At 65.6% G+C, this 11,197-nt stretch carries 13 protein-coding genes; 2 read left to right on the forward strand and 11 right to left on the reverse strand.

Annotated features, from left to right (window positions below; translation table 11 throughout):
- The 10 genes from VL752_RS11685 to VL752_RS11730 all read right to left on the reverse strand — a co-directional run.
- On the reverse strand, positions 1-383 hold a 383-nt coding region (locus VL752_RS11685), incomplete at its 3' end, for an LLM class flavin-dependent oxidoreductase (RefSeq protein WP_325355354.1).
- Between the two features lie 98 nt (positions 384-481).
- Complete coding sequence (locus tag VL752_RS11690; RefSeq protein ID WP_325355356.1) at positions 482-1,057, reverse strand: HdeD family acid-resistance protein; 576 nt, start codon at positions 1,055-1,057, stop codon at positions 482-484.
- Between the two features lie 104 nt (positions 1,058-1,161).
- Entirely contained in the window at positions 1,162-2,088 is a 927-nt protein-coding gene (locus VL752_RS11695) for a Tim44 domain-containing protein (RefSeq protein WP_325355358.1), read from the reverse strand.
- Between the two features lie 60 nt (positions 2,089-2,148).
- On the reverse strand, positions 2,149-3,477 hold the full coding sequence (locus VL752_RS11700; RefSeq protein WP_325355360.1) for a TldD/PmbA family protein: 1,329 nt from the start codon (positions 3,475-3,477) through the stop codon (positions 2,149-2,151).
- On the reverse strand, positions 3,474-4,739 hold the full coding sequence (locus VL752_RS11705) for a M16 family metallopeptidase (protein WP_325355362.1): 1,266 nt from the start codon (positions 4,737-4,739) through the stop codon (positions 3,474-3,476). The genes VL752_RS11700 and VL752_RS11705 overlap by 4 nt, the downstream gene beginning before the upstream one ends.
- Positions 4,736-6,157, reverse strand: a complete 1,422-nt coding sequence (gene thrC / locus VL752_RS11710) for a threonine synthase (protein ID WP_325355364.1) — start codon at positions 6,155-6,157, stop codon at positions 4,736-4,738. Before thrC ends, VL752_RS11705 begins: the two co-directional genes overlap by 4 nt.
- 95 nt (positions 6,158-6,252) lie before the next feature.
- Entirely contained in the window at positions 6,253-6,711 is a 459-nt protein-coding gene (locus tag VL752_RS11715) for a cytidine deaminase (protein WP_325355366.1), read from the reverse strand.
- Complete coding sequence (gene recA, locus VL752_RS11720; RefSeq protein WP_325355368.1) at positions 6,695-7,732, reverse strand: recombinase RecA; 1,038 nt, start codon at positions 7,730-7,732, stop codon at positions 6,695-6,697. The genes VL752_RS11715 and recA overlap by 17 nt, the downstream gene beginning before the upstream one ends.
- A 130-nt stretch (positions 7,733-7,862) precedes the next feature.
- Entirely contained in the window at positions 7,863-8,486 is a 624-nt protein-coding gene (gene pncA / locus VL752_RS11725) for a bifunctional nicotinamidase/pyrazinamidase (protein ID WP_325355370.1), read from the reverse strand.
- Positions 8,487-8,497: 11 nt separating this feature from the next.
- Complete coding sequence (locus tag VL752_RS11730; RefSeq protein ID WP_325355372.1) at positions 8,498-9,019, reverse strand: gluconokinase; 522 nt, start codon at positions 9,017-9,019, stop codon at positions 8,498-8,500.
- Between the two features lie 95 nt (positions 9,020-9,114).
- Here VL752_RS11730 and VL752_RS11735 point away from each other — a divergent pair, with 95 nt between their 5' ends.
- Both VL752_RS11735 and VL752_RS11740 read left to right on the forward strand, forming a co-directional pair.
- Entirely contained in the window at positions 9,115-10,080 is a 966-nt protein-coding gene (locus VL752_RS11735; RefSeq protein ID WP_325355374.1) for an NAD-dependent epimerase/dehydratase family protein, read from the forward strand.
- The gene (locus tag VL752_RS11740; protein WP_325355376.1) at positions 10,077-10,682 is read left to right on the forward strand and encodes a pyridoxamine 5'-phosphate oxidase family protein; all 606 of its coding nucleotides are present in this window, start codon (positions 10,077-10,079) and stop codon (positions 10,680-10,682) included. Before VL752_RS11735 ends, VL752_RS11740 begins: the two co-directional genes overlap by 4 nt.
- Before the next feature lie 19 nt (positions 10,683-10,701).
- Here VL752_RS11740 and VL752_RS11745 read toward each other — a convergent pair whose 3' ends face one another.
- Complete coding sequence (locus VL752_RS11745; protein WP_325355378.1) at positions 10,702-11,184, reverse strand: DUF1203 domain-containing protein; 483 nt, start codon at positions 11,182-11,184, stop codon at positions 10,702-10,704.
- Positions 11,185-11,197: the final 13 nt, after the last annotated feature.

The raw sequence follows: 11,197 nt of genomic DNA on the forward strand, positions 1-11,197 counted from the left end.
GGATCGCCGCCGGCGACGACATTGACCAGCAGGCGGCCGCCGGACAGCCGGTCGAGGGTCGCGGCCATCCGCGCCGTCATCGAGGGTTCGGACAGGCCCGGCCGCACCGCGACCAGAAAGCGCAGCCGCTCGGTCAGCGGCACCATGGCGGAAGCGACGACCCAGGAATCCTCGCAGGAGCGACCGGTTGGCAGCAGGACGCCGAAATAGCCGAGTTCGTCCGCGGCCCGGGCAATCTGGCTGAGATAGCCGAGGGTGACGTGCCGCGCCCCGGTATCGGAGGCGAGGTAGCGGCCGTCGCCATGGGTCGGCAGGAACCAGAGTACGTCGGCCTCGCTGGCCGGTGGTGCGCCGCTTGCGGGCAGACCTTCCAGGGTGCTCATGCGGGAATGCTCCTTCACCTCAATCGTTGAGGCAATATAGGAACATTCCCACCATTTGGAAGTTAATATCTAAATATACTATACAACATAGTTTAATTTCACGCGGGGCGATGCAGTTTCCTAAGCGCGAAACCGAACTGGAGCCACGCAATGCCGTGGAAAACCAACTCGATAGCGATCAGCGTGCCAAGCACCCAGAGGCTTGACCAGGGCAGGCTTGCGTAGAGCAGGACGCCCACCGCAAAGCTCACGATACCGCTGAGGACGACGAGCCAGAGCCCTGGCATGTGCCGGTGTGTCGCGGCCACGATGAGGCGCGCGATACCGCTGATGATGAGCAGAACGGCAATGACCACGGTGATGATGAGCGAGCCGCGGATCGGCTCGGCCATCAGCAGGAAGCCACCGACCACATAGAGAATGCCAATCAGCACATAGAGGAGAAACCCGCTCCAACCGCGCATGGCGAAGGCGTGGACGATCTGGAAGACGCCACCCGCCACCAGCAGCGCGCCGATGATGAGGACGCCGGCGAGGCTCGCGGCCACGACGTCGATCCAGCAGAAGATGCCGATGATGATCTGGATGATGCCGAGGGCGACGAACCAGCCCCAGCGGTGGCTGGGTGCCGAACCCGGGGCGGGAAGCTGGGGCGTAAGGCCGAGACCGGACATGAAGAGGCTCCGCTGTGATGATTACGAAGCCGAGTCTTATGGCAGGGACGCGCCCGGCGCCATCTGGGCGCCGAGCTTTTCTCCCAAAGGTCTTGGGGGCAGCGTCAGTTGGTCTGTTGGATTGCCGCCAGAATCCAGTGGCTGCCCCGACGGCGGGTGAAGGTCCAGATTTCGCTCACCAACGCGCGGACATTGGGGTCACCATCGACCACTCGGCCTGAGCTATCCTCGGTCACGTCAATCATCGAGAAGCGCATGGCCACGGTCGCGAAATCCGTGTCGCCCTCGCTCCAGGCCTCGGAGAGTTCCATGGCTTCGACCGCCACGTCCGAAATGCGGTTGCGCCAGCCCTGGCGCGCAAGCGTCTGCGCCTGCTCCTGGAAATAGCGCATCAGTTCGGGCGTCACAGCCTGAGAGATGGCGCGGAGATCTCCGGCGCCCCAGGCCTGCTGGACATAGGTGAGGCATTGCGCGAAGGCCTGCCGGTCCTGGGCCGTCAGCTGGAGCGGAGCGACGCTCGGCCCCACGGCATCCTGCGCGGGGCCGAGTCCGCCGAAGTCGCGGCCCATTGGCCCGCCGGGGGCGGGGCCGAAGATCGACGGCTGCACGGCGCCGCCGCGCTGCCCCGCGAAACGCCTGATCAGCCAGCGCACGACGAAAAACACGATCAGGAGTTGGAGCAGAACGCCAAACAAGCCGCCGAAGCCGAGGCCCATATGCATGAAGCCGCCGCCGAAGAGCAGGCCGAAGATGCCGGCGCCGATGAAGCCGCCGAGCAGGCCAGTCATGAAGGGTCGGCGCGTCGCGAAGGAGCCGCCAGTCGCGCCGTAACCGCTGCGCGTACTGGGCACCTGGCTGCGCTCGAAGGGTGCGGCGCCGGGCGCGATGGTGGTGGCCCGCGGCGGGCGATAGGTGAAGCTCCCCCGGCTGCCGAAGGAATGGCCGCCGCCAAGGCGCGCTTGCGCCTGGTCGACGCCGATCGCCCCCATGAGGGGGATGAGGGCGGCCGCGATGATCAGAAACCGGCGCATGACGCGCGAGAACTCCTTGGACTGGTTACCGTCACGATATGGTGATGGAGAGCGGAATTATCAGGCCCCGGCCAGCGTCATGTCGTCGATTCGGATTGTCGGCGCGTCGGTGCCCCGCAAGAATCGAAGGTCGTTCGCGGGCACCAGACGCGCGAACATGCCGATCAGATTGTCCGCGATCGTGATTTCGGCCACCGGCTCGGCGAGCTTGCCATCTCGGATCATGAAGCCGGCAGCACCTCGGCTGTAATCGCCGGTGATGCCGTTGATGCCGGAGCCGATCAGCTCCGTGACATAAAGGCCTTCCTTAATATCTGCCATCAGGTCTTCGGGACTCAGGCTGCCGGCTGCGAGATAGAGGTTGGAGGTCGAGGGGCCCGGCGGCCCAGAGGTGCCGCGCGACGCGCTGCCCGTGGTCTTGAGGCCGAGTTGCTTCGCGCTGCGGCTATCCAGAACCCAGGTCTTCAGCACGCCATCCGCGATGATGTCGAGCGGCACGGTCGGCTGGCCTTCGCCGTCGAAGGGGCGCGAGCGCAGCCCGCGCCTGCGATGGGGATCGTCCCGGATGGTGATGCCGGACGCAAAAATCCGCTCGCCCATCTTCTCGCGGAGAAAGCTCGTGCCGCGGGCGATGCCGGCACCGTTCACGGCCCCCGCCAGATGCCCGACCAGGCTTGCCGAGACGCGCGGGTCATAGACGACCGTGAGCTTGCTGGTCTTGGGGCGCGTGGGGTTGAGGCGCGCCAGTGCGCGCTCGGCCGCGCTGCGGCCGATCCGCGCCGGGTCGTCCAGATCGGCCTGGTGCACGGCGCTGGTGTAATCGTAATCGCGCTGCATGCCGGTGCCGCTGCCGGCAAGCGCCGTCGCCGAAATCGAGTAGCCCGTGCGTCGGTAGCTGCCTGCGAAACCCCGGCTGGTGACGAGCACCGCCTCGCTGCGGCTGTAGCTCGCATCCGCGCCTTCGCTGTTGGTGATGCCGGGGACGGCGAGCGCCGCATCCTCGGCCTCGCCCGCCCGCAGCCCAAGCATGGCGGCATCGGGCTCGGCCTGATCCTCCATGTCGAGATCGAGCGGCGGAATGGCCACGACGTCCAACAGCCCGCTCAGCGGATCGGGCGGCACCAGCCGCGCCATGGCGATCGCGCGTTCCGCGATGTCGTCGAAGGTCGCGGGGTCGAGCCCGGGGGCCGAGACGATGGCCGAGCGCTCACCGACGAAAACCCGTAAGCCGAGATCGCGGCCTTCGGATCGCTCGACATGCTCGATCTGGCCGAGACGGCGGCTGACGGAGAGGGACGTGCCGGCGAAATAGACGGCATCCGCCTCATCCGCGCCGGCGCGCTTCGCGGCGGCCAGCAGGTCGGCGAGTTTCTCGGTCTCGATGGTCATGAGGCGAGCGTCTCCGTGATCGTGGTCAGGCCAGGCACTTTGCCGCCCGGGCCGAGCACGGCAAGGGTCGGCCTCTCGCGGAAGATGCGGGCGGCGGCGCGACAGACATCCTCGGTCCGCACCGCCTCGATCTGCGCCACCATTTCCTCCACCGGCACGATGCGGCCATAGACCTGCAGCTGGCGGGCGAGCTGCTCGCAGCGGCTGCCGGTACTCTCCAGCGACATCAGGATGCTGGCCTTGGCCTGGGCGCGGGCGCGCTGCAGCTCGGTCTCGGTGACGTCATGCTGGACGCGGCGGAGCTCCTCCAGCGTCACCGGCATCAGCTCCTCCGCCTCGCTTTCTCCGGTCCCGGCATAAATGCCGAAGAGACCGGTGTCGCTGGCCGGCGCCGTGAAGGCATAGATGGAATAGACAAGGCCACGCTTCTCCCGGATTTCCTGGAACAGCCGCGAGGACATGCCGCCACCGAGCAGGGTGGAGAGCATCATCGAAGCGTAGAAATCCGGATGCGTGTAGGAGACCGAGGGGAAGCCCAGCACGATATGGACCTGATCGAGCTCCCGCGCCTCGCGGAACTCGCCGCCGCGGTAGTCAGAGGCGATGGCCTCCGGCACCAGGGAGGTCGGCAAGTCGGCGAAGTGTGTTTCGGCGAGCCGCACGACTTCGTCATGCTTGAGCTTGCCGGTGGCGGCGACGACGACGTTTCGCGTGCCGTAATGGGCGCGCATGTAGTTGGTCAGCGCGTGCCGGGGCATGGCGCGGATGACGCCTTCCGTGCCGAGCGTCGGACGGCCCATGGGCTGGTTCGGGAAGGCCGCTTCCTGGAAATGGTCGAAGACGATGTCGTCCGGCGTGTCGTTCGCCTGACCGATTTCCTGCAGGATGACGCCGCGCTCGCGCTCCAGCTCCTCGGGGTCGAAGCTGCTATGGGTCAGGATATCGCCGATGATGTCGGCGCCGAGTGCGATGTCCTCCTTGAGGAGCTTCACGTAGTAGGCCGTTTGCTCGCGCGCCGTGTAGGCGTTGATATGGCCGCCGACCGCCTCGATCTCCTCGGCGATGGCGACGGCCGAACGGGTTTCCGTGCCCTTGAAAGCCATGTGTTCGAGGAAGTGGGAGACGCCGTTTTCCGTCGCCTGTTCGTGGCGCGTGCCGGCCGCGACATAGGCGCCGAAGGAGACGGTTTCGACCCGGGGCATCTCCTCCGTGACAACGGTGAGGCCGGACGGCAGGGTCTCCACGCGGATGGCGTCGCTCATGAGGCAGTTCCCTCGGAATGGTCGTTGCGGCCGACGAAGCTGCGGATCAGCGTTTCGACGGCGGCAAGGTCGTTCGGTGCGGTGGTGAAGCGTTCTTTGCCCGACATCAGATGGGCAAGGTGGGTCGGCAGGGAAGGGCGAATACCTGTCGCTGCCTGCACGGCATCGGGGAATTTTGCCGGATGCGCAGTCGCCATGGCGACGACCGGCACGGGATGGGACAGATGCGCGTGGCGCGCGGCCGCGATGCCGATCGCCGTGTGGGGGTCGGCGAGATAGCCGGTGGTGGCATGGATGTCGCGGATCGCCGTGGTGGTTTCGCCGTCGCTCAGTGCCAGGCCCTGGAAGAGCGCGGTGGCGCGTTTCCAGGCGGCATCCGGCACCGGCATTTTTCCCGTCGCGCGGAATTCCCGCATCAGCTGCGCGGTGACCGCGGGGTCTCGATCCACCAGTTCGAAAAGCAGGCGTTCGAAATTGGAGCTGACCTGGATATCCATGCTGGGCGAGAGACTGGGCTCGACGCCGCGCGCCGTCATGTCATTCGCCGCCAGGAAGCGGGTGAGAATGTCGTTGCGGTTGGAGCCGATGATCAGCTTCGAGATCGGCAGGCCCATGCGCCGCGCCGCCCAGGCTGCCAGGACATTGCCGAAATTGCCGGTGGGCACGGCGAAGGCGACCTCGCGGTCCGGCGCACCGAGCGCCAGGGCCGAGGCCACGTAATAGGGAATCTGCGCCGCGATACGGGCCCAGTTGATGGAGTTGACAGCTGTCAACTTCATGTCGCCGCGGAAGGTCTCGTCCGCGAAGAGGCCCTTCACCATGTCCTGGCAGTCGTCGAACGTGCCCTTCACCGCGACATTGAAGACATTGGAGGCGGTGACCGTCGTCATCTGCCGGCGCTGCACCTCGCTGGTGCGGCCTTCGGGATGAAGGATCGCGATCTTGATGCGGCTGCGGTCGCGGCAGGCCTCGATCGCGGCCGAGCCGGTATCGCCGGAGGTCGCACCCACGATGGTGACTGTCTCGTCCCGCTCGGTCAGGACATGCTCGAAGAGCTGGCCGAGGAGTTGCAGCGCCATGTCCTTGAAGGCGAGGGTGGGGCCGTGGAACAGCTCCTGCACCCAAAGGTTATGGTCGAGCTGGACCAGCGGCACCCGGGCCGGATGGTCGAAATGGGCATAGGCGCGATCGCAGAGCATGCGCAGCGTCTCGAGACTCATGGTCTCGCCCAGGAAGGGGTGGATCACCTGGGCGGCGAGTTCGGCATAGGGCAGGTCGCGCAGGCTCCGCCATTCGGCCGCAGAGCGCTCTGGCCAGATCTCGGGCATGAAAAGCCCGCCATCTTCCGCAAGCCCCGCGAGGAGAACGCCGCCGAAATCTCGCGGCTCGGCCTGGCCGCGTGTCGAGAAATAACGCATCCGTCTCAGCTATCGTAAAGACCTGGGCTTCACCAGCACCAAGGCCGCATGGCGCGGGTGATTTCGGGGATTTCACCAGAGGTTAAGCCGGGCTCCTACCGCCGGTAGGGCAGCGGCAACAGTGCGCGGATGGGCATTTTGAGGGGAGCGAGCAGCCCTGGGACGATGACCTGCGCGTCGCGGTCGTAATCCAGGATCATCTCGCGGCAGGCGCCGCAGGGGGAGACGATGGCGAGGTTCTGATCCTCTTCCTCCGCCTTTGGATGGCGGATTGCCACTGCCGTCTCGATGGTGCCGTCGCCTTCGAGAATGGCGCGGCCGAGCGCGATAGGCTCGGCGCAGACCTGCATGCGTCCGACGGTCGCACCGAGATGGATGCCGGTCCAGATCCGCCCGTCCCGGCTGCGGATCGCAGCCGAGACCATGTGCCAGAAGGGCCGGTAATGTTCCTTCAGAACCGCGCGCGCGGCCGCGATCAGTGCGTGGTCCTGCTCCGTCAGAGTCTCGACGGCGATGTCTGTCTCGGCAGGCTCGGTCTCATTCGGCAGCCTCAAGCTCGTCTCCCGTGGGGTCGGCCATCATGGCATTCACCACGATGCCCGCATGTTCGCGAATCTTCAATTCGATGGCATCCGCGATCACGGGATTCTCGTTCAGGAACTGCCGGGCATTATTCCGCCCCTGGCCGATGCGCTGATTGTCGAAGCTGTACCAGGAGCCCGACTTCTCGACGATCCCGGCCTTGGCACCGAGATCGATGAGTTCGCCCATCTTGCTGACGCCTTCGCCATACATGATGTCGAACTCGACCTGGCGGAAGGGGGGCGCGAGCTTGTTCTTCACCACCTTCACCCGGGTCTCGTTGCCGACCACCTCATCCTTCTCCTTGATCGAGCCGATGCGGCGAATGTCGAGACGGATGGAGGCGTAGAATTTCAGCGCATTGCCGCCCGAAGTGGTTTCCGGGCTGCCGAACATGACGCCGATCTTCATCCGGATCTGATTCAGGAAGATGAAGGTCGTCTTGGACTTCGAGACCGAGCCGGTGAGCTTGCGCAGGGCCTGGCTCATGAGGCGGGCGTGCAGGCCGACATGGCTGTCGCCCATCTCGCCCTCGAGTTCGGCACGCGGCACGAGGGCGGCGACGCTATCGACCACCAGCACGTCGATCGCGCCGGAACGGACCAGGGTATCGGCGATTTCCAGCGCCTGCTCGCCCGCATCGGGCTGGCTGATGAGGAGATTGTCGACATCGACGCCGAGCTTGCGGGCATAGCCGGGATCGAGCGCATGTTCGGCATCGATGAAGGCACAGGTGCCGCCGCGCTTCTGGGCCTCGGCAATGATATGGAGCGCCAGCGTCGTCTTGCCGGAGCTTTCCGGCCCGTAGATTTCCACGATACGGCCACGCGGCACGCCGCCGATGCCCAGCGCAAGGTCAAGCCCGAGCGAGCCCGAGGGGATGACCTCGATCTGCTCGTCCGTTGACTTGGACCCCATCCGCATGACGGAGCCTTTGCCGAAGGCCCGCTCGATCTGCACGAGGGCCGCGTCCAGAGCCTTGGTCTTTTCCATAAATCCGTCCCTCTCAGGGCATAGAAGCGGGCCGCGACTCGGGCCCTGGCCGATCATCGCGTGGAGTCTGATAGACTAGGAACAATTTAGCAACTCCGGTTCTGCCGGAAGGCACAAATCTTGATAATGCCTAATCGACTAGTTGCGACATCGTTACGACATTCACCCCGGCGATGTCCATGTTCCGTTGGGCGCGCGCCATGGATCCATCGAGATCGATGCCACGCGAAGCCTCCTCCACCACCGAGACGGTGAGGCCGAAATGCCGCGCATCGCAGGCCGTCCAGCCGACACAGAAATCGGTCGCGACGCCGCAGACCACGATATCCGTGATGCCACGGCTGGCAAGCCAGCCGTCCAGCCCGGTGCGCGTCTTCCGGTCGGCCTCCAGGAAGGCGGAGTAGCTGTCCACCTCCTTGTGATAGCCCTTGCGCAGGATGAGACCGGCATGGGGGATGTCGAGACCGGGATGCAAATCCGCGCCGGGGGTGCCCATCACGCAGTGATCCGGCCAAAGCACCTGCGGCCCGTAAAAAGCATCGAACGTCTCATAGACCTCGCGCCCCGGGTGGCTGGAGGCGAAGGAGGCATGGCCCGGGCAATGCCAGTCCTGCGTCAGCACCACGTTCGAGAATCGCCGCGCGAGGCGGTTGATCGTCTCCACGATCGTATCGCCCTCCGGCACGGCGAGCGCGCCGCCCGGCATGAAGTCATTCTGCATGTCGACGACGATGAGGGCGCGGTCGGCTGGCATGAGTGCTCCTGTCACGAGAGATGAAGCTCCTTCAGCACGTCGTCCGTGATCGCGGCCTCCGGCTGGTCGATAGAAACGGCGATGGCCTCGTCCGGGCCCGGCACTTCCAGCGTCGCGAACTGGCTTTGGAGAAGCGAGGCCGGCATGAAGTGACGCTTGCGGTGCTGCATGCGGTCGAAGAGCAGGTCGTAGCTGCCGGCGAGATAGACGAAGCGCACGTCCTTATGCCCGGCGCGCAGGATATCCCGGTAGATGCGCTTGAGCGAGGAGCAGGTGACGACGCCCTGCGTACCGCTTTGCCGCCAGCCGTCGATGCGGGCAGCGATCGCTTCCAGCCAGGGCTTGCGGTCCGCATCGTCGAGCGGAACGCCTTTGGTCATCTTCGCGATATTGGCGGGAGGATGGAGATCGTCCCCCTCGATCATCGGCCAGCCGAGCCGCTGCGCGAGGTCGCCAGCGATCGTGGACTTTCCGCTGCCGGAGACGCCCATGACGATGAGCGCGGTGAGGGTGGGCAAAGGAGTCTCGGTCAAGGCACCGTTCCGATCGGATGAATGGCAGGAAACCTCCGGATAGGCGATTTTCCGCCGGAGAGACAGAGGGCAGGGGAGAAGGCTAGATACCGGTCATGCGCATTCTTCTGACAGGTTCATCCGGCTGGCTCGGCCGCTTCCTTGGCCCCCGCCTCCGTGCCGCGGGCCACGCGGTGACGGGGCTCGACATCGCTCCCGGGCTCGAAACCGATGTCCTGGGCTCGGTCGCGGATCGCGGTCTGATCGACCGGGTTTTCGCGGAACAGGGCATCGAGGCCGTGATTCATGGCGGCGCGCTGCACAAGCCGGACATCGCGCGCTATCCGCCGCAGCATTTCATCGACGTGAACATGACCGGGACGCTGAACCTGCTGGAAGCGGCGACGGCGGCCGGGCATGACCGTTTCGTCTTCACCTCCACCACCTCGCTCATGATTTCGGACGCGATCCGGCGCGAGACGGCGGACCACGCCGTCTGGCTGGACGAGGAATCGGGGCCGCTCAGCCCCCGCAACATCTATGGCGTGACCAAGCTTGGTGCCGAGGGGCTCTGCCGGCTGCACCATCTGGAACATGGGCTGGCCTGCGTCGTCCTGCGCACGGCGCGCTTCTTCCCGGAGGAGGATGACACGCATCATGATCTCACAGGCGAGAATATGAAGGCGAACGAGTTTCTCAACCGCCGCGGCACGGTGGAGGATATGGCGGAGGCGCACCTTCGGGCACTGGAACGCGCGCCCGCCATCGGCTTTGCAACCTATGTCGTGTCGGCGCCGACGCCTTTCCGGCGGGAGGAAGCGGAAGAATTGAAGCGGGACGCGGCAGCGGTCATTACGCGGCATTTCCCCGAGGCGCCCGCGCTTTACGCGGCGCGCGGCTGGCGGCTGCCGGCCTCCATCGGCCGGGTCTATGACGCGGGCCTCGCCGAACGTGCGCTGGGCTTCCGGGCAAAGACGGATTTCGCCGTCGTGCTCGCGGCGCTCAAGGCGGGCACGGCACTGCCCTTCGCCCATGATCCGGACTATGTTTCTCCGAAAGAAGTGGGAGGGTCGGCTGCATGATCACGACGATGGAAGAACTCGAGGCGCTCTACGGCCCGGCCAATCCGCGGTCGATCGCCAAGGAAATTCCAAGGCTCAACGCCGATTATCGCGCCCTCATCGAGGCCGCACCCTTCGTCGTGCTGGCGACCGTGGGGCCGGAGGGGCTCGATTGCTCGCCGAAAGGAGATGCGCCCGGCTTCGTGCAGATCCTGGACGACAGCACCCTCGCCGTGCCGGATCGGCCGGGCAACAACCGGACCGACAATCTGCGCAATATCATCCGCGATCCGCGCATTTCTCTGCTGTTCGTCATCCCGGGCGTGGGCGAGACGCTGCGCGTGAACGGCCGCGCCGTGATCTCCGCCGAACCCGAGTTGCTGGACCGCTTCATCGTCCAGGGCAAGCGGCCCAAGACGGTCATTCTGGTGACGATCGAGACGGTTTATTTCCACTGCTCCAAGGCCTTTGTCCGCTCGGCGCTATGGGATCCGCAGCGCTTCCTGCCGCGCTCGGCGCTGCCGAGCACGGGCGCCATCCTGCAGCGGCTGACGCAGGATGGCTTCGATGGCGCGGCCTATGACCGCGAAGCCCCCGAGCACACGCGCGAAACGCTGTACTGAAGGAGGGCCTGAACGGCCCTCATTCCAATACTGCTTCGACCCGGGACAGAAAGCAGCCAGGGCGCGCGGTGTGAACATTCACGAAGGAGGTGCGCGGATCGGCCAGGGCACGCTCCAGGGGCGCATCGATCTGGGCGCCCCCACAGACCTGCCCCAGGTCGTAGATGCATTGATCCGCCGCGTCATAGGCCCGGACGGAGATCAGGTCATTCACGCGGACAATGGGAGCGATCTCATTCTCCGTCGTGAAGCGGGTGCAGGGGCGCTCATGGACGAAGATCGGGCTGGGCGTCCAGTAGATGCCCCGCGGGCGTGGCATCTGATAGGACCCCAGCAGCATGATCTCGCCCATGGTTCCCGCGTTGAGGCAATGGCGGCAGGGAAATACATTCGGCGCCGTCACCTCGAGGCGGCGGAGGGGGTTGCCATTGTCGTCCTCGCCCGTTTGGCGAAAACGGTCCGCGGCCTCGGTCGGGATGGCAATGCAGCGAAATGCGGTCATGGGACTCTCCTTG

The sequence above is a fragment of the Acidisoma sp. genome, assembly GCF_035492295.1.
Taxonomy (GTDB): domain Bacteria; phylum Pseudomonadota; class Alphaproteobacteria; order Acetobacterales; family Acetobacteraceae; genus Acidisoma.